Annotated in this window: 28 protein-coding genes; 9 read left to right on the plus strand and 19 right to left on the minus strand. The window is 31.8% G+C overall.

What is annotated here, in order from left to right:
• Positions 1 to 10 precede the first annotated feature (10 nt).
• Entirely contained in the window at positions 11 to 787 is a 777-nt protein-coding gene (locus GQR95_RS12645; protein ID WP_159023502.1) for an MBL fold metallo-hydrolase, read from the plus strand.
• Positions 788 to 859: 72 nt separating this feature from the next.
• A complete protein-coding gene (locus GQR95_RS12650; RefSeq protein WP_159023503.1) occupies positions 860 to 1,108 on the plus strand; it encodes a hypothetical protein in 249 nt (82 codons plus the stop codon).
• A gap of 78 nt (positions 1,109 to 1,186) precedes the next feature.
• On the opposite strand, the gene ettA is transcribed toward GQR95_RS12650, so the two are convergent.
• The 3 genes from ettA to GQR95_RS12665 all read right to left on the minus strand — a co-directional run bounded on the left by ettA (position 1,187) and on the right by GQR95_RS12665 (position 4,909).
• Positions 1,187 to 2,878, minus strand: a complete 1,692-nt coding sequence (gene ettA, locus GQR95_RS12655; RefSeq protein WP_159023504.1) for an energy-dependent translational throttle protein EttA — start codon at positions 2,876 to 2,878, stop codon at positions 1,187 to 1,189.
• Positions 2,879 to 2,880: 2 nt separating this feature from the next.
• Positions 2,881 to 3,057, minus strand: a complete 177-nt coding sequence (locus GQR95_RS12660) for a CAL67264 family membrane protein (protein WP_233266056.1) — start codon at positions 3,055 to 3,057, stop codon at positions 2,881 to 2,883.
• Positions 3,058 to 3,460: 403 nt separating this feature from the next.
• Positions 3,461 to 4,909 carry an MFS transporter gene (locus GQR95_RS12665; RefSeq protein ID WP_159023506.1) on the minus strand — a complete coding sequence of 483 codons (1,449 nt, stop codon included), beginning with the start codon at positions 4,907 to 4,909 and terminating at the stop codon, positions 3,461 to 3,463.
• A gap of 369 nt (positions 4,910 to 5,278) precedes the next feature.
• Between GQR95_RS12665 and GQR95_RS12670 the strand changes: the two genes are divergently transcribed.
• From GQR95_RS12670 to GQR95_RS12680, 3 genes are all read left to right on the plus strand, one after another.
• Positions 5,279 to 6,436 carry an MFS transporter gene (locus tag GQR95_RS12670; protein WP_159023507.1) on the plus strand — a complete coding sequence of 386 codons (1,158 nt, stop codon included), beginning with the start codon at positions 5,279 to 5,281 and terminating at the stop codon, positions 6,434 to 6,436.
• A gap of 82 nt (positions 6,437 to 6,518) precedes the next feature.
• Positions 6,519 to 7,040, plus strand: a complete 522-nt coding sequence (locus GQR95_RS12675) for a helix-turn-helix domain-containing protein (protein ID WP_159023508.1) — start codon at positions 6,519 to 6,521, stop codon at positions 7,038 to 7,040.
• Entirely contained in the window at positions 7,037 to 7,873 is an 837-nt protein-coding gene (locus tag GQR95_RS12680) for an IS3 family transposase (RefSeq protein ID WP_233266057.1), read from the plus strand. Before GQR95_RS12675 ends, GQR95_RS12680 begins: the two co-directional genes overlap by 4 nt.
• 72 nt (positions 7,874 to 7,945) lie before the next feature.
• Here GQR95_RS12680 and GQR95_RS12685 read toward each other — a convergent pair whose 3' ends face one another.
• The 4 genes from GQR95_RS12685 to GQR95_RS12700 all read right to left on the minus strand — a co-directional run bounded on the left by GQR95_RS12685 (position 7,946) and on the right by GQR95_RS12700 (position 10,948).
• Positions 7,946 to 9,157, minus strand: a complete 1,212-nt coding sequence (locus GQR95_RS12685; RefSeq protein ID WP_159023509.1) for an OmpA family protein — start codon at positions 9,155 to 9,157, stop codon at positions 7,946 to 7,948.
• A 424-nt stretch (positions 9,158 to 9,581) separates the two neighbouring features.
• Entirely contained in the window at positions 9,582 to 10,019 is a 438-nt protein-coding gene (locus GQR95_RS12690) for a MarR family winged helix-turn-helix transcriptional regulator (RefSeq protein ID WP_159023510.1), read from the minus strand.
• 40 nt (positions 10,020 to 10,059) lie between these two features.
• Entirely contained in the window at positions 10,060 to 10,590 is a 531-nt protein-coding gene (locus GQR95_RS12695) for an NADPH-dependent FMN reductase (RefSeq protein WP_159023511.1), read from the minus strand.
• 1 nt (position 10,591) lies between these two features.
• Positions 10,592 to 10,948: a DoxX family protein gene (locus GQR95_RS12700; RefSeq protein WP_159023512.1), complete on the minus strand. Its 357-nt coding sequence runs from the start codon at positions 10,946 to 10,948 to the stop codon at positions 10,592 to 10,594.
• 144 nt (positions 10,949 to 11,092) lie between these two features.
• Between GQR95_RS12700 and GQR95_RS12705 the strand changes: the two genes are divergently transcribed.
• Entirely contained in the window at positions 11,093 to 12,721 is a 1,629-nt protein-coding gene (locus tag GQR95_RS12705; RefSeq protein WP_159023513.1) for an acyl-CoA carboxylase subunit beta, read from the plus strand.
• 45 nt (positions 12,722 to 12,766) lie between these two features.
• Positions 12,767 to 13,996: an OmpA family protein gene (locus tag GQR95_RS12710; protein ID WP_233265926.1), complete on the plus strand. Its 1,230-nt coding sequence runs from the start codon at positions 12,767 to 12,769 to the stop codon at positions 13,994 to 13,996.
• A 91-nt stretch (positions 13,997 to 14,087) separates the two neighbouring features.
• Here GQR95_RS12710 and GQR95_RS12715 read toward each other — a convergent pair whose 3' ends face one another.
• The 8 genes from GQR95_RS12715 to GQR95_RS12740 form a co-directional block, all read right to left on the minus strand.
• Entirely contained in the window at positions 14,088 to 14,819 is a 732-nt protein-coding gene (locus GQR95_RS12715) for a hypothetical protein (RefSeq protein WP_370514483.1), read from the minus strand.
• Positions 14,816 to 15,166, minus strand: coding sequence for a hypothetical protein (locus GQR95_RS17120; protein WP_370514484.1), 351 nt, complete (start codon positions 15,164 to 15,166; stop codon positions 14,816 to 14,818). Before GQR95_RS17120 ends, GQR95_RS12715 begins: the two co-directional genes overlap by 4 nt.
• Positions 15,167 to 15,203: 37 nt before the next feature.
• Positions 15,204 to 15,662 (minus strand): type II CAAX prenyl endopeptidase Rce1 family protein, encoded by a 459-nt coding sequence (locus GQR95_RS17125; protein ID WP_370514485.1) that lies wholly within the window; start codon positions 15,660 to 15,662, stop codon positions 15,204 to 15,206.
• Positions 15,659 to 16,108 (minus strand): hypothetical protein, encoded by a 450-nt coding sequence (locus GQR95_RS17130; protein WP_370514486.1) that lies wholly within the window; start codon positions 16,106 to 16,108, stop codon positions 15,659 to 15,661. Before GQR95_RS17130 ends, GQR95_RS17125 begins: the two co-directional genes overlap by 4 nt.
• A gap of 86 nt (positions 16,109 to 16,194) precedes the next feature.
• The gene (locus GQR95_RS12725; protein WP_159023514.1) at positions 16,195 to 17,232 is read right to left on the minus strand and encodes an o-succinylbenzoate synthase; all 1,038 of its coding nucleotides are present in this window, start codon (positions 17,230 to 17,232) and stop codon (positions 16,195 to 16,197) included.
• 125 nt (positions 17,233 to 17,357) lie between these two features.
• Entirely contained in the window at positions 17,358 to 18,035 is a 678-nt protein-coding gene (locus tag GQR95_RS12730; protein ID WP_159023515.1) for a metal-dependent hydrolase, read from the minus strand.
• 201 nt (positions 18,036 to 18,236) lie between these two features.
• Positions 18,237 to 19,139, minus strand: a complete 903-nt coding sequence (gene menA / locus GQR95_RS12735; protein ID WP_159023516.1) for a 1,4-dihydroxy-2-naphthoate octaprenyltransferase — start codon at positions 19,137 to 19,139, stop codon at positions 18,237 to 18,239.
• 9 nt (positions 19,140 to 19,148) lie between these two features.
• A complete protein-coding gene (locus tag GQR95_RS12740; RefSeq protein ID WP_159023517.1) occupies positions 19,149 to 19,988 on the minus strand; it encodes a 1,4-dihydroxy-2-naphthoyl-CoA synthase in 840 nt (279 codons plus the stop codon).
• 52 nt (positions 19,989 to 20,040) lie between these two features.
• Between GQR95_RS12740 and GQR95_RS12745 the strand changes: the two genes are divergently transcribed.
• Positions 20,041 to 21,156 carry a C1 family peptidase gene (locus GQR95_RS12745; RefSeq protein ID WP_159023518.1) on the plus strand — a complete coding sequence of 372 codons (1,116 nt, stop codon included), beginning with the start codon at positions 20,041 to 20,043 and terminating at the stop codon, positions 21,154 to 21,156.
• A 78-nt stretch (positions 21,157 to 21,234) separates the two neighbouring features.
• On the opposite strand, the gene GQR95_RS12750 is transcribed toward GQR95_RS12745, so the two are convergent.
• Genes GQR95_RS12750 through GQR95_RS12765 form a run of 4 tightly spaced genes read right to left on the minus strand, consistent with a single transcriptional unit; the run spans position 21,235 to position 25,471 of the window.
• Entirely contained in the window at positions 21,235 to 22,065 is an 831-nt protein-coding gene (locus GQR95_RS12750; protein ID WP_159023519.1) for a S1 RNA-binding domain-containing protein, read from the minus strand.
• A gap of 60 nt (positions 22,066 to 22,125) precedes the next feature.
• Positions 22,126 to 23,874, minus strand: coding sequence for a 2-succinyl-5-enolpyruvyl-6-hydroxy-3-cyclohexene-1-carboxylic-acid synthase (gene menD, locus GQR95_RS12755; RefSeq protein WP_159023520.1), 1,749 nt, complete (start codon positions 23,872 to 23,874; stop codon positions 22,126 to 22,128).
• Positions 23,875 to 23,926: 52 nt separating this feature from the next.
• On the minus strand, positions 23,927 to 25,045 hold the full coding sequence (locus tag GQR95_RS12760) for a chorismate-binding protein (RefSeq protein ID WP_159023521.1): 1,119 nt from the start codon (positions 25,043 to 25,045) through the stop codon (positions 23,927 to 23,929).
• On the minus strand, positions 25,046 to 25,471 hold the full coding sequence (locus GQR95_RS12765) for a PaaI family thioesterase (protein ID WP_159023522.1): 426 nt from the start codon (positions 25,469 to 25,471) through the stop codon (positions 25,046 to 25,048).
• A 62-nt stretch (positions 25,472 to 25,533) separates the two neighbouring features.
• Between GQR95_RS12765 and GQR95_RS12770 the strand changes: the two genes are divergently transcribed.
• Positions 25,534 to 26,115 carry a GNAT family N-acetyltransferase gene (locus tag GQR95_RS12770; protein WP_159023523.1) on the plus strand — a complete coding sequence of 194 codons (582 nt, stop codon included), beginning with the start codon at positions 25,534 to 25,536 and terminating at the stop codon, positions 26,113 to 26,115.
• The last annotated feature ends 1 nt before the right edge of the window (position 26,116 follow it).

Genomic DNA, 26,116 nt, shown 5'->3' on the forward strand with positions numbered 1-26,116 from the left:
ATTATAAATCATGAAAAAGATAGTCTTATTTGCCACATTAGTAACATCTTTCGCATTATATAGCTTTAAACCTATTACACAACCTAAAAACGGATCTGAAATAGAAACGACTAAAGCAGACACTAAAACTAAAATCATACCCATTTCTCATGCTACATTTATCATGGAGATAAAGGATCTAATTATTTACCTAGATCCTGTTGGTGGTGCAGAAGCATTTACAAATCAAAAAGACCCAAATCTTATTTTAATAACAGATATTCATGGAGATCATTTAAATATTGAAACTCTAGAAGCTGTAATTAAACCAACGACAACAATTATGGCTCCACAAGCCGTTGCAGACAAACTTACCGAAGCACTTAAAAAACAGACTATAATTATTAGTAATGGAGAAACCGAAATGTATGAGCATATTAAGATTGAAGCCATTCCTATGTATAACTTACGTCCAGAAGCACTTAAATTCCATTCTAAAGGAAGAGGAAACGGCTATGTTTTAAATAATAATGATGAACGAATTTATATTTCTGGCGACACTGAAGACATTCCAGAAATGCGTAACTTAAAAAATATAGATATTGCTTTTGTTTGTATGAACCTACCTTATACTATGACGGTGGAAAGTGCTACAGATGCTGTATTAGAATTTAAACCCAAAGAAGTTATTCCATATCACTACAGAGGGAGTGATGGTTTTAGCGATGTTAACTTGTTTAAAAAGCTGGTTGAAGCTAAAAATAAGAGTATTAAGGTTACGCTATTAGATTGGTACCCAAAAAATTAACAACCTAATTATGTAAATACTGATATTTATTTTATATTTGGAATGCTATTAGTCTAACAAATATAACTTATCATGTCAATTGTATTGTATCAATCAATGCTGCTTAACCGTGTTATGCAGTTAATTCAAGGTAATGAAATCATTATCGGGTTATTATTTATTGTATCTGTTTTTCTTGTTTTACTAATTATAGGATTGCGAAAAACACAGAAATTAAATGCAGAAAATGAACGTCTTGCTAATTCTGATGTATTAGAAACAGACGAAAAAAACAAAAAATATAAAGATTTTACAGAAGGGCATTTATATAGTAACAACTAATGTGTAACACTTCTAAAAACCAAAAAGAGCCTGCAAATTTTGCAGGCTCTTTTTTATAATAGAAATGCGTTAATATAATTAACGTACTAATTTTTTGTATTTGATACGTTTTGGCATTAAATCTCCACCTAAACGTTTTTTCTTATTTTCTTCGTATTCACTAAAACTTCCTTCAAAGAAATATACTTGGCTATCTCCCTCAAAAGCTAATATATGCGTACAAATTCTATCTAAGAACCATCTGTCGTGACTAATTACCACGGCACAACCTGCAAAGTTTTCCAAACCTTCTTCTAATGCACGTAATGTATTTACATCCAAATCGTTAGTAGGTTCATCTAAAAGCAATACATTACCTTCTTCTTTTAACGTCATTGCTAAATGTAAACGGTTACGTTCACCCCCAGAAAGTAACTTTACCTTCTTATTTTGTTCACCTCCAGAGAAGTTAAAACGACTTAAATAAGCTCTAGAATTTACTTCTTTTCCGCCCATTAAAACCAATTCTTGCTCGTCACTAAAGTTTTGCCAAATTGTTTTTTCAGGATCAATATTTGTATGACTCTGATCTACATAAGCGATTTTAGCAGTATCTCCAAGTTCAAAAGATCCTTTATCAGGTTCTTGCTCTCCCATAATCATTCTGAAAATGGTTGTTTTACCAGCACCATTGGGACCAATAATTCCAACAATTCCTGCTTGAGGTAAATTAAAGTTTAAATCTTCGTACAATAATTTATCATCAAAGCCTTTACTAATACCCTTAGCTTCAATAACATTAGTTCCTAAACGTGGTCCGTTAGGAATATAAATTTCTAATTTCTCGTCAAGTTGTTTTTGGTCTTGACTCATTAATTTATCGTAATTCTTTAAACGTGCCTTTTGTTTGGTTTGGCGTCCTTTTGCTCCTTGACGTACCCAATCTAATTCACGTTCTAACGTTTTCTGGTGCTTAGAAGCTGTTTTGCTTTCTTGTGCCATACGTTTAGATTTTTGGTCTAACCAAGACGAGTAGTTCCCTTTCCAAGGAATACCTTCACCTCTATCTAATTCTAAAATCCAACCCGCAACATTATCTAAGAAATATCTATCGTGCGTTACTGCAATTACAGTTCCTTTATATTGTGCTAAATGATGCTCTAACCAATGCACAGATTCTGCATCTAAATGGTTGGTAGGCTCATCTAAAAGTAATACATCTGGTTCTTTTAAAAGTAAACGACAAAGCGCTACACGTCTGCGTTCCCCTCCAGAAAGTACACTTATTTTTTTATCACCTTCTGGAGTACGTAAAGCATCCATGGCAATTTCTAATTTGGTATCTAACTCCCAAGCATTCGAAGCATCAATCTGATCTTGAAGTTCTGCCTGACGCGCCATTAACTTGTCCATTTTATCTGCATCAGAATACACTTCTTCCAACCCAAACATGTCATTAATTTTATTGTACTCATCAAGAATAGCAACCGTTTCGGCAGCACCTTCACGTACAATTTCCATTACCGTTTTATCTGGATCTAGTTTTGGCTCTTGCTCTAAATACCCTACAGAATAATCTTGAAGAAATGTAACATCTCCTTGATAGTTTTTATCAAGACCTGCAACAATCTTTAATAAAGTAGATTTCCCAGAACCATTAAGACCTAAAATCCCAATTTTTGCTCCGTAAAAAAAACTTAAATAAATATTCTTTAAAACTGGTGTGTTAGCACCAGGAAATGTCTTGGTTAAACCAGACATTGAAAAAATAACTTTCTTATCGTCACTCATAATTATACTCTCCCTTTTAATGCATTAAATACCCAAGCAATAGCAAAAAAACCAATTCCTACAGCAGCAAATCCATAACCTGCTACATCGTTATATCTAAAAGCACCAAGTGCAATTAAACCTAATCCTACTACAATCATAATGGTTGTTGCCCAAGCTAAAACCGTATTCTTATTCATTGCCATAATTTGTAAATCTTATTTTAGTGCGCATCATCTTTAGCAAAAAAAAGCTAAACATGTCAGGCTATCCGTTATATCTTTTTTTAATTGTTACCAATAAAAAAAGGATGCCACTTCTATCCTTTGCGCGTATTTAAATACAAATATCGCATTTTTAGTAGTAATTATAAATATTTTGCATTAACAATGTTGTTTAAATTGTGTTATTAAATCAATATCTTATGATTAAAATGATAATTAAGTCATTTATTACAATTAAATCCCTGCTAAAATGTATTAAAATTATAAACTGATAGTCTTTTTCTAAAACGCGTTTAAATTCATCCAAAAAAAATGAGACTCCTTAAATTAAGAAATCTCATTTATATATTATAAATCATTCTAAAAAATAGAACAACTTTTATTCTAAATCTGTAATCGGTGCATATTTTGGTACTAAAGTTTTCATAACAATCCAACCAATTAAATAAGCCACAGCACAAAATGTAAAAACAATAAAGTATCCAGCTTCAATACCTTCGTACCCTAAAAAATTCATATTTGTTTCTGCAGAATAATCAAATAAAACACCAGACCCTTTATTAATAAAAGTAGATCCTATACCTCCTGCTAAACCACCAATACCTGTTACTGTTGCAATAGCAGATTTAGGGAACATATCTCCCACTGTTGTAAATATATTTGCAGACCAAGCTTGATGTGCTGCTCCGGCAATACCAATAATAATTACAGGAAACCAATAAGATACATGACCTAAAGGCTGTGCTACAATAGCTAATAATGGAAAGAATGCAAAAATAAGCATAGCTCGCATACGACCTGCGTATGGATTCATTCCTTTTTTATCGACAAAATATGTTGGTAACCATCCTCCAATAATAGATAATAATGTAATGGCATATAAAACAAACAATGCAAATTGTGCAACAGGATCTGAAGATTCCATACCATAAACAGAACTTAAATAAGCAGGTGTCCAGAATAAATAGAACCACCATACACCATCTGTCATAAATTTACCAAAAGCAAAAGCCCAAGTTTGTTTGTATTTAAAGAGTTGTTTAAAAGTCACTTTTTTACCAACTTCATTATCTTTTCTAACATGCTCTACATCTTGATTAATATATTCTAATTCTGCAGCATTAACTTTTGGGTGTAAGTGAGGTTTTTTATACCCAAATTGCCACCATCCCATCCAAATAAAACCAAGAGCACCAATAACAATAAACGCAGATTCCCATCCGAATTTTTTAGCTAATATAGGAATTACTAATGGTGCTGCTAATGCACCTACAGTTGCTCCTGCATTAAATATACTCGTAGCGTAAGCTCTATCCTTTTTAGGAAAAAACTCTGCAGTTGTTTTAATCGCTGCAGGGAAATTACCTGCTTCACCAATGGCTAAAACCAAACGTGCAAATATAAAAAGTACAATACTCACGTTTAAGACTCTAGAAACGTCTTCTACTTGAGATATATAATGACTTGCTTGTTCAAAACTAACAAACCAATGGCCTGTTAAAATACCAGAAGCGGCAATACCACAAAAGGCATGTAAAATTGCTCCTAAAGACCAAACACCAATGGCTAACATAAATCCTTTCTTAGTATCTAGCCAGTCTACTAAACGTCCTGCAAAGAGCAAACTAATGGCGTAAAAAAGCGAAAATAGAGCTGTAATTGTACCGTAATCGCTATCTGTCCAATGAAATTCAGGAGCTATAAAGTCTTTCCAGGTTAGAGAAAGTACTTGTCGGTCTAAATAATTTACGGCCGTAGCCATGAACAGCATTGCAACTATCGTCCACCGGTACTTGGACTGTTTTTCTGTAACATGAGTTGTTTTCATAAAATAGTTTTAAATATTATTCTTAGTTAATTTGTCTAGTAAAAATAATGTTGTTAATCGAGAAAAACTAATACTTTGACAAAAATGTTATCGATTGCATTAACTAAATATGAATAATATAATAATGTAAGTGCTACATATAATACTAATTAATCTAATACGAATTCATTACACACAAACACTAATTATATTTCCGTTTTTTAATATGTTTTAAACGAATAGAATTAACTTAAATACTATAACTTCTATAAAACTATCTTACTCTAATTGAAATGTTTTGATTTAACTATTTTTTTACTGAATTAAGACACTAAGAACACAAAAGTCAGCTTACATTTGTCGGCTTAAAAAAGCAAATAAGATTATACTATGAATAAAGCACTTTTATCTTTAGCTATTGGTGGATTCGGGATTGGTTTAACAGAATTTGTAATCATGGGAATACTTCCAGAAATTGCAACAGCATTTGAAATAACAATTCCGCAAGCAGGTCATTTTATTTCTGCCTACGCCTTAGGTGTTTTTGTTGGCGCACCAATACTAACAAGTATAGGTAATAAATGGCCCGCAAATCGCGTATTATTAGCCTTAATGATGTGGTTTACGGTATTTAATACACTTTCTTCTTTTGCAACAGGCTATTCTTCTTTTATTGTATTACGCTTTTTATCCGGCTTACCACACGGTGCCTTTTTTGGAATTGGAGCTGTTGTTGCAGGAAAATTATCTAAAGAAGGAAAATCTGCTCAAGGTATAGCCATCATGTTTAGCGGATTAACATTTGCAAACCTACTAGGAGTACCTTTAGGAACTTATTTAGGAAAACATTTTAGTTGGAATCTTTCGTTTTTATTAGTTGGTTTTGTGGGGGTTTTAGTAGTGTTAAGTATAAAATTTTGGATGCCAACATTAAAACAATCTTCGGAAACGCATTTTCTCGAAGATTTAAAAATATTTAAACGCATAGAAATTTGGTTAATTATATTATTAACAACAATTGGAACGGGTGGCTTTTTTGCATGGTATAGTTACATCGCCCCATTAATAACAGATGTCGCAAAACATCCGGCAGAAATGGTTCCTGTTGCCATGATTTTAGCAGGATTAGGTATGGTTATCGGAAACTTTTTAGGAGCTAAATTAGTAGAGAAGTTCTCCCCTATTGTTGCAATCATTATAATATTAAGTTCTATGGCTGTTTGCTTATCGCTTAACACCTTTTTAGCATCAGATAAAGTTATGGTCTTAGTTATGACCTTTATAATTGGAGCTGTAACATTTTGTTTATCTACCCCTATTCAAGTCGCTATAATTAATGCTTCTAAAGGTTATGAAACCTTAGGATCTTCACTAAACCAAAGTGCATTTAATCTGGGTAATGCATCTGGAGCATATTTTGCAGGTATTCCTATTGCTATGGGATATGGATATACCTATGCAGATTGGGTTGGAGCAGTAATGGCTACTTGTGGTGTATTAATTGCTATAGGGATTTTAATACTAAGAAAACAACGTATAAAAAATTAGTCGCTTTAATTTTAATGCATAAAAAAACCTAAGAGTTTATGAACTGAACCCAAAAAGTTAGACACTATTTAAGTGTAATTTTATGGGAAGAAAAGTCAAGTACAATTACGATTTCAAACTTCGCTGTGTAAAGCAAGTTTTAAATCATCATCAAACAGTAGAAGCTGTTTCAAAATTAAATGGTTGTCATCATACAACACTTCATGATTGGATTCGTTTTTATGAAAAATATGGCAAAAAAGCTTTGTTGCCAAGAAAAAACAAAGTCTATAGTTTACCTTTCAAAATAAAAGTATTGGAAGCTATCAACAAAGATTCACTATCCTTTAGCCAAGCTTGTTTGGAGTTCAATATCCCTACTAAATCTGTAATTATGAATTGGCAGAAGAATTACAAAAAGCTAGGTGCAGAAGGCTTAAACCATAAAACTAGAGGAAAACCAAAAGCGATGGAATTTAAAAAGGCAAAAAAGAAATCCAATAAACCTTTAACCAGAGAAGAGGAACTTCTATTGGAAAATGAATCCTTACGGTCAGAACTGGACTTGCTAAAAAAGTTTCAGGCCTTAATTCAAGAAGAGCAAAGCAAAAAGCTCAAGCCATAACAGAATTAAGGCATAAGTATGATTTAGAACTATTACTAAAACATACTAATATGGCAAGAAGCAGTTACTATTACCACCGAAAAAGAAATAATTTAAGCGATAAATATAAAGAGATAAAGCAATTAATTAGCAATATTTACCATCGTCATAAAGGCAGGTATGGCTATAGAAGAATTACTCTAGAGATTAATAAAAGAGGATTTATAATCAATCACAAAACCATATCTAAGTTAATGCATCAATTAGGTTTAAAAAGCCTTATAAGAGCTAAAAGATATCAATCCTATAAAGGACAAATAGGTGAAACAGCTCCCAATATTTTACAACGTAATTTTAAGGCTATAAAACCAAATAGAAAATGGGCTACCGACATTACCGAATTTAAAGTCTTTGGGGACAAACTATATCTATCGCCTATAATTGATTTATTTAATGGTGAAATAATAAGTTATGAGTTATCTGAAAAACCAAATTTTAAAAAAGTCGTTACGATGTTAAAAAAGTCTTTTAAAAAGATACCTAATCAACCAAACTTAATATTGCATTCTGATCAAGGATGGCAATATCAAATGAAACAGTATCAAAGACTATTAAAAGAAAATGGAATTACTCAAAGTATGTCTCGTAAAGGGAATTGTTTAGACAATGCGGTAATAGAAAACTTCTTTGGTATTTTAAAATCTGAATTATTTTATCTAAATAAATATAAGTCTATAACGCAATTGAAGCGTGATATAAAAGAGTATATAAAGTATTATAATAATGAAAGAATTAAACTAAATTTAAAAGGTATGAGCCCGACCGAATATCGAGCTCATTATTATCAAAATTAATTATAAATTTGTCTAAGCTTTTGGGTTCACTCTATTAATTCTGAGTTTTTTTTTATTTTATAAACTGTAATATTACAGCATAATTATACTTATTTCAGTTCGTCTATTCTCTCTATGTTTACTCTCTGAACATTTGGTGTTATCGTCACATTCATTAAGTAAATGAGTCTCTCCAAAAGCTCTTCCTTGTATTCTATTAGTCACTATTCCTTTTTCAAATAAATAGTCTAAGGTGCTTTTTAAACGTTTTTCAGAAAGTATTTGATTATATTCTGTAGTTCCTCTAGAATCTGTATGAGAAGTAATTTCTATTGTCATTTCAGGATGTTCATCTAAAATTAAAACTAACTCATTTAATATCTCTTTAGAATCTTGGTTTAAACGCGATGAATCAAAAGCAAAATATAGATTATCTAAATTATCTATTTCACTTTGTATTTTATTTTTAGCTTCTAATTTTTCTTTTTCAGCTTGTGCCAATTTTTCTTGTTCTGCTGCATCAGCTTTTTGTTTAGCCAATTGTGCTGCTAGTAAAGCGGCATCTGCTTTTGCTTTATCTGCACTTGCAATAGAGTCTGCAACTCTTGTTTCTTCTTTTTCAATTTCAGCAAGAAAAGCAACTTTTTCTTTTTCCTTTTTACTTAATTCTTTTTCAATATCAAATTTATAAACTACACCAACAGCATGTTGTATATGGTTTTTAAAATTTTGATTCATTGCCCATTTTCCAGACGAATTAAAATCTAACCCTAAACGGTCTGTAATCCAAGTTCTAAACCCAACTACACCATTATATGTACCACGAGAGTTATTATGAGCACGTGTAAACCCTAAACCAACTCCTACATAAGGATCAAACCATCCAGTCTCTCCTACAATTTTATTTAAATCGTAGCTTAATCTTGAATCTGCAGAAAAATAGTCTTCATCTTCTGTAAGTTCATAATTATCTACTTCTTTACCTTTTTTGTATTTATTGTATGCAAAGATACCTTCTAAACCTAATCCGCTCTTAAAATATCTTCCAATACTTATTCTTGATGGATAAGGTACAGCGTTCCACGCTTCACTAACATCTAATACCTCTTGAAAAGCGGTACCAGAATCATCTACAATATTAAAACCAACTCCAACCATCCAATAACTTACGTTAGTAGAGTCTAGTTCTGTGATTTCTGTAATTTCTGAAGTATCTTTAAGATCTGTAATCTCTGAAGTTTGAGCATATGCTGCAAAAGTAAAAGCAATAAATAAAACTAATAAAAGTTTTTTCTTTAGTATCATATCCAATAGTATTAATAGCATTCAAATTTACAGAAACCCTAATTTGCATTAAAATATAAACTTTGAAACGTCTAAATAATCGATAATAAGTTTAAAGTACCTATAATGAAGCTATATAACCATTTGAAATCTGAATTATATAGTAATTTTCTTATAAATTTATTAGAACTTCTTTAAAAAGTACTCTCGATTTTCTAATATTTAATTAATTATCTGTGTTATTTTACTAATCCTGATTGCATCTCTAGTATTTAACATAAAATTTATCCCCTTTATTATACTATGAATAACTAAACTAAAAAAACCGTAAGACTTACTTATAAGAAGATATTTAAATTTTGTGTCTGAATTTAGTCCTAATCGTAAAGCTTTTTAGAGTGTTTTTTAAAATTATTTAATTCCTATATATAAGGAACAACTAAACTCATCGTATTTTATCTAATAAATCACTTAATTGAATAGCTTCTGCTTCAGACAAATTTTTTAATATATCTTCTCTGTTAGCTTGAGCTATGTCTTGTAATACTTGTAATCCGTTTTCTGTAATTTTAATAAAAACAACTCTTCTATCTGTAGGACAAGGTATACGGTCTATTAAATCTTTCGCAAATAATTTATCCATTAAACGCGTTGCATTTGGAGACCGCTCTACCATTCGTTCTTTAATGGTTTGTACTTTTAATGGTTTGTCTGCTCCTTTTAATATTCTTAAAACATTGTATTGTTGTGACGAAATTTTAAAAGGCTTAAAAAATGAATTCTGATAACTACTAATCCAATTTGCAGTATAGATTATATTTAGCATTGCTTTTACTTTATTATTAGGAAAAGTAGAATTAATATCTTTAGAAAAATCTCCCATAGTTTACATATTTATACTATTTAGTTATCATTTAAGTTATTTATAAGCTTGCCTCAAATTGCTTTACCACTTTTAATAGTAGTGCATTTAGCTCTGGATTATTTATTTTTTCATCTGTAAAATTCTCATAAAAAGAAGGTAAAGAAAATGTCCCTTTTATGTTAGCTTCATGACGCGGAAATCTGTCTTTAGCAATTTCTAAAACAGATAGTCCACCTCTAGCTCCTGGAGATGTTGCCATTAAAAGCATAGGTTTACCTTGAAATGTTTTAGGATCTACTCTAGACATCCAATCAAATAAATTTTTAAATACCGCAGTATAAGCTCCATTGTGCTCTGCTAACGAAATTATAATTCCGTCTGTATTCTTTATAGCAGCAACTAAACGTTTTGCTTGCTCTGGTAATCCAGATTCTGCCTCTACATTTACACTATAAAGTGGGACATTAAAATCGTTTAAATCTAAAATAGTAATTTGTGTATTTTCTACTAAACCAGAAGCATAAGTAGCCAATTGCTTATTTATAGAATCTTTACTATTGCTTCCTGCAAATGCGATAATGTTTTTCATTTTAAAGGTGTGTTTTTTTATTAAAAATATAAGATATTATAAGTAGTACTAATGCTACAAATGCCGTCATTTCTCCTCCATCATTACTCATTATATGTGCAAAAAAAGCTAAAACAAAAGCAAAGAAAAATCCTGAATACGCCCACTCTTTTAAAACTTTAAATTTAGGATTCCAAAGGGCAAATACACCTAATAATTTTGCAATTGCATAAGGATAAATTATATAAGCAGGATATCCTAATCCTATAAACATTTGTGAAACCATATCGTGTTTAAACAAGTACATGCTCACAGAAAACAATAGTATTAATGTTAACAATCCTGTTGCAACGTAAAAAATAATTTTATCTCTTTTCATTTATAATTAATGTTATTTAAATACAAATGTACAATAAATAATATTTACCTAGGAATATATTTCCTTGTATTATAAATCAGCTTTACGAATTTTTAATAGATATTTTAAACTTTCGTACTTTTACACCAAATTCATTTCTTCTACATGGACATTAACTTCAATAAAAACGAAGATTACAATAAGCTTTTAGTATCAGATCTTCGAAAAAGATTTGCAAAAGTAAGCCTTGGCGGCGGATTAAAACGCATAGAGAAACTACACAGTAAAGGCAAACTTACAGCTAGAGAACGCATTGATTATTTATTAGATTCTAAATCTAAAAGTATTGAAATCGGAACATTTGCAGGAGAAGACATGTATACAGAGCATGGCGGATGCCCTTCTGGAGGTGTCGTTGTAAAAATGGGGTATGTTAGCGGCAAACAATGTATTGTGGTTGCTAATGATGCTACAGTAAAAGCCGGAGCTTGGTTTCCTATTACAGGAAAAAAGAATTTACGAGCTCAAGAAATTTCTATAGAAAACAAATTACCTATTATTTATTTAGTAGATAGTGCAGGTGTGTATTTACCACTTCAAGACGAAATTTTTCCAGATAAAGAACATTTTGGTCGCATATTTAGAAATAATGCGATTATGAGCAGTATGGGAATTACACAAATCTCTGCTGTTATGGGAAGTTGTGTTGCTGGTGGTGCATATTTACCAATTATGAGTGACGAAGCTTTAATTGTAGATAAAACAGCTAGTATTTTTCTTGCTGGAAGTTATTTAGTAAAAGCTGCTATTGGAGAATCTATAGATAATGAAACTTTAGGCGGAGCAACAACACATTGCGAAATTAGTGGAGTAACAGATTATAAAGCTAAAGATGATAAAGATGCTCTAGATAAAATTAAGTTTATTATAGATAAAATTGGCGATTATGATACGGCTGGATTTAATCGTGTAGATGCTAAAAAACCAAAAGAAAACCCTCAAGATATTTACGGTATTCTGCCTAAAAACAGATCCGATCAATACGATATGAAAGAGATCATTAAACGCTTGGTTGATGATTCTAAATTTGAAGAATATAAAGAAGGCTTTGGTAAGACAATAATTACGGCTTATGCAAGAATAGATGGTTGGGCTGTTGGAATTGTAGCAAATCAACGTCAGTTAGTGAAAACAAAACAAGGGGAAATGCAATTTGGAGGTGTTATTTATAATGATAGCGCAGACAAAGCCACACGTTTTATAGCCAATTGTAATCAGAAAAAAATTCCATTAGTCTTTCTACAAGATGTTACTGGTTTTATGGTAGGTTCTAAATCAGAACATGGTGGCATTATAAAAGATGGTGCTAAAATGGTAAATGCAGTAAGCAATTCTGTTGTGCCTAAATTCACTATTATTATAGGGAATAGTTATGGTGCCGGAAATTATGCCATGTGCGGAAAAGCATATGACCCAAGATTAATAGTCGCTTGGCCAAGTGCAGAACTTGCCGTAATGAGCGGGAACTCTGCAGCAAAAGTATTATTGCAAATAGAAACAGCATCATTAAAAGCAAAAGGAGAAACTATTACTCCTGAAAAAGAAGCAGAATTATTTAATAAAATCAAATCAAAATACGACAAACAAGTGTCTCCTTTTTATGCGGCTTCTCGACTTTGGACAGATGGTATTATCGATCCTCTAGACACCAGAACTTGGGTTTCTATGGGTATAGAAGCGGCAAACCATGCGCCTATTGAAAAGAAATTTAATATGGGAATTTTACAAGTATAATAAGTACACAACTTTAAATTACACAACAACAATTATAAATTTATTATGAAAAAAACAACGAACTTATTGCTTGCGGTTCTAATGATTTTTGCATTTTCCGAAAGCTGTAACGCCCAATTATGGAAAAAACTGAAACAAAAAGCAGAAGATGCTATTGTAAAAAGTGCTGAAAAGGAAATAGACAAAACAGTAAACGGAGATGATAGCCCGTCTAGCAATGAAGATGAAGATAACAATGAAAGTGTTGAGAATAATGATGAGAACACCAACAATACAGTAAAAAAACAGAACAGTTTGGACACTCCAGAATTGTGGAGAGATTATCGCTATGTTCCTGGAGAAGATGTTATTTTTTACGATGATTTAAAATCTGAACAGGTTGGAGAATTTCCTTCTCGTTGGGACTTAGTTGAAGGTGCTGCAGAAGTCGCAAAAATTAATGGTGAAAAGGCAATTATATTACTTGCTAAAAATCAAAACACAATTACCCCTTTATTTAACTCTAAAGACTATTTAGGTGATGAATTTACAATAGAATATGATATTTTAATTCCTGATTTTGACGATTTACAAATTTGGTATACAAAACATGATCTGTTTTTTAATACCACTCTTAGAAACGAAGACGTAGAAATGGAAATAACAGCAAAACATAATATAAATGGTCATGTTTCTAATTCACATTTTAAAATTGAAACGACTTCTGTTGGAACACAAAATGCTTGGCACCACATAGCCATATCTTACTATAAAGGAAAATTTAAATTGTATTACGACTCTAAAAGAATTAGTAACATCCCTAATTTAGGATTAGATCCAACCGTTTTTGGTATAGGTTTACTTTGTCATTCTCATGCTGAAAATCAACCTTATTTAGCTGTAAAAAACTTTAGAATTGCTCATGGAGGCGGAGAAATGTATAATAGAATTGTTGCAGATGGAAAATATGTAACTAATGGTATTGTTTTTGACAGCGGTAAATCTGTAATAAAAGATACCTCTCTAGGAATTATTAACCAAATGGTGAGTATTTTACAAGACAATGCAGATTGGAAATTTGACATTATAGGCTATACAGATAGCGATGGTACAAACGCAAATAATTTAATACTATCTAAAGATAGAGCAAATGCTGTAAAAGACGCCATTGTAGATCAAGGTATAAAAGCAGATAGATTAAATGTTATTGGTAAAGGAGAATCTGACCCTTTAAACACCAATAGTACACCAGAAGAAAAAGCAAATAACAGACGTGTAGCTTTTGTTAAAAAGTAAATATTAGTCTTAGAAATAGACATTAAAAAGCCACTAATTCACAATTATTATTCGTGAATTAGTGGCTTTTTTGTTTTGTATAAACAACTGCTTATTTAAGCAATTCTAATGTTTTTTTACGTTGTATTTTTCTGTTTGGTGTTTCTATAAACTTCTTAATAAAATAAACTTCTTTAGGAATTTCATTCTTTTTAAGTTCTTTATATATTTTAGAATCTATTGGTTTTTCTTCACCTTCAATAACCAAAATTAAGCGTTCTCCTAGTTTTTCATCGGCTTGACCAGCTACAAAGAAACGTTCAGAGATTCCGCCTGTTAAATGCTTTTCAATTTGTTCTGCAAATAATTTTAAACCTCCAGAATTAATCACATTATCAATTCTACCAATTAATTTAAATTCATTCTCAGAATGCATAATTGCAACATCATTAGTTTGAAAAGCACCATTAAATAAATAATCGGCTTCAAGTACTAAACAATCCTGATCGTTTGTAGATACTTTTACATTAGGCATTGCCTTATAAAAATCTGATTTATTAGGACCATTTAAGGCTCTATAAGCAATATGACTTACTGTTTCTGTCATTCCATACGTAGAGTAACATTGTGTATCTATACCCTGAATATCTTCTAGTAATTTATGAGACGCAGCTCCTCCAATAATTAAAGCTTTAAAATGGTGTAGTTTTGAAAGTAAATTTTCTGCTTGCAACGGGATCATTGCAGAGAAATCGTATGTTTTATCTAAATCGAATACTGGATTTATTTTTGGTGGCACCACATCTAGTTCTAAACCTAAAATCATAGCACGCACCAACATCATTCTACCAGAAATAAAGAGTTAAAAGGTAAACAGTGTAATAAGCTATCTCCAGGACGTAAATTAAATGCATTTCCTGTAGCAATAGCAGAACTAACCATAGCTTGTTTTTTAATCCTTATCATTTTAGGGGCTCCAATAGATCCCGAAGTTTGCACTTCTACATAATCGTTTTTATCTAACCATGCTTGTAAAAAATCTCCTAATGTTTTTTGGTGAGGCTCTCCTTCTTTAATAAAACAATACGCAACTTCGCTTAACGATTCAGAATCATAATAACGTCCATTCAGTTTAAATTTTAAATGAATTTTATCATATGTTGGTATTTTAGTTTCTACTTCTGTTATCATGATAAATGGTATTTATAGTAATTTAATTAAGTTTTTTTTAGTCTTCATTTAGAGCAGAATCTGCAATTCCTTCAAGAATAGGTTCTGGTATGGGCGGAAATACACGTCCCGTTAATTTATCTTTCCAATCTGTCCACTTATATTTCTTTGAAAAGATAAAAAGTAAAATTGGAAAAACGACAAACACAGGAATAAAAATTTCTACTAAACTTGCTTTTCCTGGCTCAGAAATATCTTTAAAAATAGAATATGTTTGAAGCGCACTCCAATCAGACGTTACTAGTAATGCAGTAAAGAAATTATTCGCGGCATGAAAACCTAGCGACAACTCCATGCCTTCGTCCATTAGCGTTAAAATTCCTAAAAACAAACCGGTACCTATATAATACACCATTATGGTATATCCTAATTTCTCTACTTCTGGATTCGCAATATGCAAGCCTCCAAAAATTAAAGAAGTTATAATTAAAGGTACGAGTTTAGATTTTGAAATCACACAATACCTTGCATTAAGTAGCCTCTAAAAATATACTCTTCGAAACTGGTCTGGATTGGCACTAAAATAACTGCTATTACAAAAAGTATTAAGAATTTATCTAATTGAAAATTAAACATATATTCTTCCGGAGAAATACCATAATCTACTAAAATAAATAGAGAAGATACCACGCCCCAAAGTACAAACGAGAACATAATACGTTTCCAATCTATAGTAGCTCGCGTTGTTGTTAATTTTAATAAAGGTAATTTATGAATAAACTTTACTGCCACAAATAGGCAAATTAATCCGCCTAAAAAGGGTAACATTACAAATACTAAATTTAAATTAGAATCAAACAATCCCATTAAATAATTAGTATCTCCCATTTTATCTAAATCTACACCGCCTTGTAGTGTTTTAAGATTAATCGCTATTGCATGTGGTGCAGAAAAAACAAGCACGCCTATAAATACAATAAGTACACCAACTATGTATCTCCAACCAATCTGTTAATCCTTTATATGCTTGACTTATATACATGTTTTATTTATAAATTATAGTTCCAATTTGTGTTAATATTATATTGTAAAGTTCCGTTTATCACTTCTAAAGGCGAATCAAAATTATTGGTATATAAACCTCCCGTTCCTAAACCTTGAGGCAAACTACTATTAAGCATATACGTGTATTGTGCTATAGCATTTAAACCTACATTACTTTCTAAAGCACTTGTAATCCACCAACCAATATTTTTATTTTCTGCCAATGAAATCCAAGAATCACTTCCCTGAAAACCACCAACTAAACTTGGTTTTAAAATAATGTATTGCGGATTTATCTGGTTTAAAAGCGCTTCTTTATCTGCTTGATTAAACACACCAATTAATTCTTCGTCTAAAGCAATTGGTAAAGGTGTAGATTGGCATAAACGCATCATTTCTTCTAATTGACCAGCTTTTATGGGCTGTTCTATAGAGTGTAAATTAAAATCTGATAATATTTTTAGTTTTTCTAAAGCTTCTTTGGGTTTAAAAGCGCCATTAGCATCTACGCGTAGTTCTATTTCTGAAGCAGAAAATTCATTCCGAATGGATTTTAGTAAATCTACTTCCGTTTGAAAATCTATAGCTCCAATTTTCATTTTAATGCAATTAAAACCAGCTTCCAGTTTATCCTTAATTTGAGACTTCATGAAGGTTTCGCTTCCCATCCAAATTAAACCATTAATAGGAATGGCATCTGTGCTTGCTGTAAATTTTGAAGGGAATAATGTAAAAGGATTTTCGCCTGCTAACGATTTAAACGCCATTTCCAATCCAAATTGAATACTAGGAAATTCAATTAACGCTATTAACAACCTGTTTAAGCCTAAATTAATATTCTGGCAAACCCATTGTAGTTTTTCTTCGTAATCGGGTCTATCGTCGGCAGATAAACCTCTAAAAACGCCACACTCTCCTACTCCTTTTTTTCCGTGTTCTACTAAATGAATAAACCAAGTTTCCTTGGTTGTAAGCATACCTCTAGACGTTCCGCTAGGGTTTTTAAAATTTAAAATGTATTTGTAATACGTTGCTGAAATCATATGCTCAAAAATAGTTAATTATTTTCTCAATTCAGGTAACAACAACGTGCTAAAAAGTCATAAAAAAGCCTTAAAAAATTCTAAAACAAATCTTTTAAGGCCCTTATAATATCTTTAAAAAAGAGTTACAATTCTATACTCTCTCCGATTTCTAGAAGCATTAAATCTTTGTCTTTATCGAAAAACTTGCGTTTAGCTTCTTCATGATCTATTTCAATATAGCCAAATGTATCAAAATGATATCCTAGAATTTTATCGCATGCTACAAAATCACTAGCTATAAGTGCATCATCTATTCCCATTGTAAAATTATCTCCTATAGGTAGAATTGCTAAGTCTAATTTTGTTTGCTTCGGGATTAGCTTCATATCGTAGGTTAAAGCAGTGTCTCCAGCAATATATATGTTTTTACGTTCGCCTTCTATTACAAATCCGCCTGGATTACCACCGTTAGAACCATCTGCAAAACTAGAAGAATGTATAGCGTTTACATATTTAACGGTTCCGAATTCGAAATCCCATTTACCACCATGATTCATTGGGTGACCTTCTAAACCTTTGTTACTGTAATACGATACAATTTCGGCATTAGATATAATGACGGCATTAGTACGCTTTGCAATAGCCTCTACATCTGCCACATGGTCTTCATGTGCATGCGTTAATAAAATATAATCTGCTTTAAGCGCTTCTATGTCTATGTGCGATGCTTTTTCATTTGGAGAAATAAAAGGATCTATCAAAATGGATACATCATCTACTTCTATTCCCAAACTAGCATGACCGTAAAATGTAATTTTCATAAGTAATAATTTAAAAATTAAATTAAAAAAACTCAGACATATCTAAAATTTGTCTGAGTTTTTTTGTCCCCAAAAATAAAGTTAATTTAAGCTTACTATTGATAAAAAATATCAACAACATAAAAGTACAAAATAAAATAATGCGTGCTTCTTATAAGTTTCTAACTTAACTTTTTTTAACACTCTTAAAGGGGGATTATATTATAATACATATCCTAATCCTAATAATAATGACAAGAAAAACGTACTTAAAGCAAGTTTCTTTAATTCTGGATCTAAGTCTTTAGGTATATCGTTTTTATACACCGTAATAAGGTGTTTTGTTAACGGAATAAATACAACAAGAAACATTAAATTTAAAGGCGATGAGTAATATATAATTCCAAATACAGCCATTATAACCATAGCGCCTCCAACTAGAAAGTAATGATAGTATTTAGCCTTTTTAGAACCCAATTTTACGACTAACGTATTTTTATTAGATTTTGCATCTGATAAAATATCGCGCATATTATTCAAATTTAAAACACCCGAACTTAACATCCCTACAGCAATTGCAGGCAAAAAAACAATGTAATCTATTTGTTTAATAAAAAGCACATAAGAACCTATTACACTGACTAATCCGAAAAATATAAAAACAAACACATCACCTAGTCCTTTATATCCATAAGCAGAGTTTCCAACAGTGTATTTTATAGCTGCTACTACACAAGCAATACCTAAAACAAAGAAGAAAATTGACATAAAAAAGTTTGCAGCTCCAAAAGAAACCCAAATTAAAGTTATAGCAAAAACAAGAGCAATAACTACATTTAACTTAATTGCAGATAACATTTGCTTAGCTGTAATATCTCCGCTTTGAAGAGCTCGCATTGGCCCAATACGATCTATATTATCGGTTCCTTTTACACCGTCTCCATAATCGTTTGCTAGGTTAGATAAAATTTGTAAACTTAATGTAGTGAGTATGGCTAAAGCAAAAATTAACGGATTAAAAAAACCACTAAATGCCGCTAAACAGCCTCCCACAATAATACCGGAAATAGATAACGGCAAGGTACGTAAACGCATAGCCGAAATCCATTTTGAAAAATTATTCATAGTTAGCTATTATGGAATCCATTTTTTCTCGAAGTTAGGCTGACGTTTTTCCAAGAATGCATTTCTACCTTCTTTTGCTTCATCTGTCATGTAAGCCAAACGTGTTACTTCACCCGCAAAAACTTGTTGTCCAACCATACCATCGTCTGTTAAATTCATAGCGAATTTCAACATTTTAATAGATGTAGGTGATTTTGCTAAGATTTCCTGAGCCCACTCGTAAGCTGTAGCTTCTAATTCTGCATGTGGCACTACGGCATTTACCATCCCCATATCGTAAGCTTCCTGAGCGTTATAATTACGTCCTAAAAAGAAAATCTCACGTGCTTTTTTCTGACCAACCATTTTAGCTAAGTATGCAGAACCGTAACCAGCATCAAAACTAGTAACATCTGCATCTGTTTGCTTAAAAATAGCATGTTCTTTACTCGCTAATGTTAAATCGCAAATCACATGTAAAGAATGTCCGCCACCAACTGCCCAGCCCGGAACGACTGCAATAACAACTTTTGGCATAAAACGTATTAAACGTTGTACTTCTAATATATTTAAACGGTGATAACCATCTTCGCCAACATAACCTTGTTTTCCTCTTGCGTTTTGGTCTCCTCCACTACAAAACGAATACACACCATCTTTAGAAGACGGGCCTTCTGCAGATAATAAAACGGCTCCAATATTTACATCTTCATTCGCATCGTAAAATGCTTCGTATAATTCACTCGTGGTTTTTGGTCTAAACGCATTTCGTATATCTGGCCGGTTAAATGCGATACGAGCGACACCATTACATTTTTTATAGGTAATGTCTTCGTATTCTTTGACAGTTACCCAATTTGCTTGTTCCATTTTTCTTATTTTAGCCAAAAATAAATCATTTTACATAAACCCTTACTTCATAATGAAAAAATATAGTATTTTCTTATTACTATTAGCGTTTACTGCTAGTAGTATTGCACAGTCTTACAAATTTGAAACAAAGATAGATTTAGGCGCTCTAGATGTTTTAAGTCAAGGTAATACTGGAACATGTTGGAGCTTTTCTACAACATCTTTTCTTGAAAGTGAAATTTTAAGAACCACGAATAAACATATCGATTTATCTGAAATGTATAACGTTAGGGAAACGTATCCTGTAAAATCTTGGAATTATGTGATGCGCCAAGGTAAAGCACAATTTAGCGAAGGCGGATTGGCACACGATGTAATTAATAGTATGAATGATTTCGGATTAGTTCCTGTTGAAGTCTATACAGGGTTACTAAAACGTCAGAAAACATACGATCACTCTCAAATTGTTGGAGAATTAAAAACAATTTTAGATACCTATATTAAAAACCCTAAAACTTACGATGGAGATTGGAAAACAGATGTTTCTGAAGTATTAGACGATAACTTAGGAAAAGTAGTTACTAATTTTACTTACGAAGGTGTCTCTTACACCCCACAATCTTTTCTTGAAATGACAGGTTTAAAAGCTAGTAATTATGTAACCATTACATCTTTTACACATAAACCATACAACAGCTCTTTTATATTAGATGTTCCTGATAACTTTTCTAACGGAAGTTTTTATAATGTTGAATTAGATGAATTAGTAGACATTACGAATGATGCACTTAAAAACGGATTTACAATTGCATTAGATTGCGATGTTAGTGAAAAAACGTTCTCTTCTAAATACGGAATAGCTGTAATGCCTAAAGACGAAAAGGATTACGATTCTGCTTTAAAATCTATTGAAAAGGAATTAAAAGTAACTCCAGAGTACCGCCAGAAAGAATTTGAAAATTTTGATACTACAGACGATCACTTAATGCATATTATTGGTTTAGTTGAAGATCAAAAAGGAAACACATACTACAAAGTTAAAAACTCTTGGGGAGGAAATTCTAACACAGTATCTAATGATGGGTATATTTACATGAGTGAAGCTTACTTTAAGTTAAAAACAATCTCTATAATGGTTAATAAAGATGCATTATCTAGATCTGTTAAAAAGGATTTAAGTATCTAATTAGAACAGCTTAAAATCATAAAAAAAGCCTCAAACATAATAGTTTGAGGCTTTTTTATTTAATTATAATTTAAAAATCTAAACAAGATAAATACCATCTTCTTTAATTTCTATTAAGCGTTTTTTGTACAATGTTCCTACTGCTTTCTTAAAGTTCTTTTTACTCATTTGTAAGGTGTCTTTAATGGCTTCAGGAGCAGATTTATCGGTTAAATTAAGATAACCGCTATTATCTTCTAATTCCTTCATAATAATATCGGCATTAGGCTCGATACTTCTATACCCAATTTTACCTAAAATAATATCTAACTTATTATCAGGACGTACTTTCTTCACGATTCCTTTTAATCGATCTCCAACACTTAAGTCTTGAAAAATATCGTCTTTAAAAATAAGACCACTGTGAATTTTGTTCACAATAACATTCATACCAATTTCAGAAGGATGCGAAACAATTAAGTCTACTTCTTGAAAAGGTTCTACAGTTAATTCTTTATTACTTAAATGATGGTTGGTTTTACTAGATGCTACCAAACGATTACTTTTCTCGTCTTCGTAACAATATACTAAATACCAGCCTCCTTTTTTCATTTTAAAAGCTTGTTCTTTAAATGGGCAAAATAATTCTTTTACTAATCCCCAATCTAAAAATGCTCCATAATCGTTTGTTTGATTACAGCGTAATAAGGCAAAATCGCCTTTAATAATATATGGTTTATCTGTAGTAGCAATGATGCGCTCTTCATTATCTAAATACACAAAAACTTCGATATCGTCTCCAATCTCGAAAGATTCTGGAACATAACGGTTTGGTAATAAGACATCGTTATCTTCGTCGTCTCCTAAAAACAATCCTGGTTCGGTATCGCGTAAAATGGTTAATGTGTTGTATTCTCCTAATTGTATCATGCCGCAAAGGTAATAATATTAGTTGTTGTATTTATTAAAAGTTAATGCTGCCAAATACAATTATTTTAAAGCTTTAAAATAATCTATTAAAACAGTATCGTTTAGTGTTGATGGTGTGAAAATTTCTAATAATTTAGGTGATGTAGATTCTAAATAAAACGTATCTAATTCTGAAATTAATTCGTTTTCATTTGAAGCTGTTTGATACTCGAATTTATACATCTCTGCCAATTGCTTCGCTGTTAAATGATGCTTGGTTTCAAAATAATAATCAAAATTATCTGTGTTTTTATCGCCTGGTAAAATTCTAAAAATACCGCCACCTTCATTATTAATTACAATAATTCTAAAATCTGCTGGAATATAATTATTCCATAAGGCATTACTGTCGTAAAAGAAACTTAAGTCTCCAGAAATAAGAGTCGTTGGTTTGTTACTTGCAACCGAACAACCAATAGCTGTAGATGTACTTCCATCTATTCCGCTAGTACCGCGATTACAGAATACCTCAACATTATAAGGCAAACGAAACAATTGCGAATAACGAATAGTCGAACTATTTCCCAGTTGTAAAACAGAGTTTTTTCTTAGTGTTTTAAAAATCACATCAAAAACTTTAAAGTCACTAAATACACTGTTTTTTAAATACGATCCATGTTTTACACTACGTAACATTTGTACCTCACTCCAATACGTCTTATAACCACTATCTAAAACAGTTGTACGTTTTAATAACTGACTAAAAAACTGATTAGGTGTGGTTTTAATGTGTTTACTTAAACAAAAGAATGTATCGTTAGCTTTATGAGTACCTACATGCCAATGTTGTTTTGGTTGGTAGTTTCTTAAAAATGCTTTTATACGTTTAGATACAATTAAACCACCAAAGGTTAATAAAATATCTGGCTGTAAAGCTTTAAATTCTTCTTCGTTTAAAGGTGTAATTATTTTATCTATACTTGGAAAAAATTCCTGATTATGTATGTTAGAGGTGCTTTCTGTAAAAACCACAACACTATCATCTTCCGCCAAAATATCTAAATACTGTTGTTCTATTTCGTTAGGACCATTTACACCTACAAGAATCATTTTACGTTCTGCAATATCCCAATCGTCTGCACAGAATTCTATGGTTTCAAAATCTACTTTTAAAGATTTTGGCTCTGGATTAATTACAATAGGATGCACAGATAACTCCTCTACACGATTGTACAAAGGTTCGTTAAACGGAATATTTATATGAACAGGACCTTGTTTTTCTTTGGCAATATTTAATGCTGTATTAAGCTCTGTTTCATTAATGTCTTGCACATATTTTTGAATATGTAATACTTCTTCTAACTTATGTTCTAAAGTTTTTAACACATGGTTTAAATCATGATGTTGAAGATCTTGTACGTCTAATTTTAAATTAGCAGAATATAAAATATGATTTTTAAATACGTTTTGCTGATTGATGGTCTGACCATCTCCAATACCAACCATATGTTCTGGACGATCTGCAGACAACACCACTAATGGAATATGACTAAAATAGGCTTCAGAAATTGCGGGATAGTAGTTTAATAATGCACTTCCAGAAGTACACGCAACGGCAACAGGCTCTTTTAATTGCTGGGCGATACCAAGCGCAAAAAAAGCAGCAGAACGCTCGTCTACAACACTATAACATTTAAAAAACGGATCGTGTGTAAACCCTATTGTTAAAGGTGCATTTCTACTTCCTGGAGAAATTACAATATGTTTAATATTTTTGGCTTTGCACAGTTGTATCACTGTTTGCGCAAGCGGAATCTTTGGATATATCATTCTAAAAACTTAGCGAATCAAAAATACGAAAAGCCTAATTCAAATAAAATGATTAAAGTATGTTTTTCATGGTAGACGTTTTACTAACCGTTTCTTCCCATTCTGCTTCAGGATTAGAGTCTTTAGTAATTCCACCACCAACATACAACGCGATTTTATTTGCTAAAACCTGCATACAACGTAAATTAACATACAAATTACTTACTGTTTTCACGGTTGCATACACATTATTTTCAACGTTTCTACGATTTGTGTTTCGTGTTTGTCGTTGTTTAAAATGTAATTCGCCCATAAATCCGGAGTAAAACTCACGATTATAACCTTCATGTTCAAGAATAAAAGCTTTAGCTTCAGCTTTAGGTAAACCACAAACCGCAGGTGTAGGATGCAAAGCACGTACAATTTCTAATAATCCGGAATGTCCTTTTCTTAATCGTGCAGAAATTTGGGTTTGCAAATGCAATAAGCCTCCTGCTCTAACGGTACGACGTTCTGATGCAGAAATCTGTTCTACCTCAGCTTCTAAGCTAGACACAATATAATCGGTTACAAACTGTTGTTCTTCTTGTTCTTTTGTTCCCCAAGTTACATCTGTAGTACCGTTGTAAACTTGTGTTCCTGCCAAAGCCATGGTAGACATGCGTTGTCCTTCGGTTTTTAATAAAGTTTCTGGTGTTGCGCCTAACCAAAGTCCGATTTTTGGATGATACCAACAATAGACAAATGCTGTTTTGTATGTAGACAATAAACATTTAAAGACTTCAAATACGTCAAGATTATCTTTAGATACATAATCTGGTCTAGATAATACAATCTTTTTTAAATCCGAATGTGCAATAGCCGAAATAGCTTGCTCGATAGTCTTAATATACGCTGCCTTTTGTTCAGAATTAGATTCAAGTCCAGAATTAGCAGATTCTAATACTTCACCTTCAAACACATCACAATAGTCCAATTCTGAATATTCTAAAGGCATAACTATCATTTTAGAAGTATCATCGAAAGGTGCAAATACAAATCCGCTTTCAGATAAATCTTTAGTTTCATGTAATGTATCATCATTTTGAAATAATACATTTACCCGAGATTCATTCGGTTTTCTATACGTTACAAATGGTAAAGCGTCTTGAAACTGAGCGTTCAGACATTCAAAAAAATTATCTTGATCCATTTACTTCTTTTTAGGTAAGGTAATGGTCGATAATTTACAAAGCGAAATTAATTGATCATCATCATCGGTTACACGAATATCCATAAGTTGAGTTGTTCTGCCTTTATGAATAAAAGAAGCTGTGGCATACACATATCCTGATTTAACACTCTTTAAATGATTCGCTGTAATTTCTAAACCACGCACAAAAAATTCATTTGTATCTAAAAAAATATGAGACGCAAAACTACCAACACTTTCGGCTAAAGCAGCAGTTGCTCCGCCATGTAAAACGCCATCTGGCTGATGTACTCTAGAATTCACAGGCATTTTAGCAACCAGTGTATCTTCGGTATAATCAACAATTTCAATTTGTAACGTTTCCATTAAGGTGTTTTTACAAGCAGCATTCGCTTGTTTTAGCACATCTTCTTTTGTTGGTTTCATATAAAACGTATATTTAGTAATGCAAAAGTACAAAACGTGTTGCAGATAAATTCATCCTCTTTATGAACATTCAACAATTAGAAGATAGTCGTGTAAAACTCACCCTTTTAGGTTTAAGTAATTATAAGTACGTATCGGCTATTGCAAGTCAGGATAATTTGGTACAATATTCTCCTTCTCACATTTCAACTCCAGAAGCCTTAAGAGCTTATGTACAAACAGCCGTAGATGGCTATTACCACAAAACGTGTATTCCGTTTCTTGTATTTGATAAATCTAAAAACACTTACGCTGGTTGCACACGTTTTATGAATATTGATGCTAGAAATAAAATCTTAGATATCGGAGCCACTTGGATTGGTTACGAGTTTCAGGGCACAGGATTAAATAAACACATGAAATACTTAATGTTGAAATATGCTTTTGAAAATTTAAAGGTTGAAAAAGTTGAATTCAAAGCCGATGAACGTAACATGCGTTCCCGTAAAGCGATTGAACATATTGGCGGTACTTTAGAAGGCACGCTTAGAAAAAACATCTATTTATTAAACGGCTACAAACGAAATACCTGTGTTTACGGTATTTTAAAAGATGAATGGGATGTATTAAAAACAACTGTATTTAGTACTTATGAATCCTTCTAAC

Origin of the sequence: Formosa sp. L2A11, from assembly GCF_009796865.1 — a bacterium.
Lineage (GTDB): Bacteria > Bacteroidota > Bacteroidia > Flavobacteriales > Flavobacteriaceae > Formosa.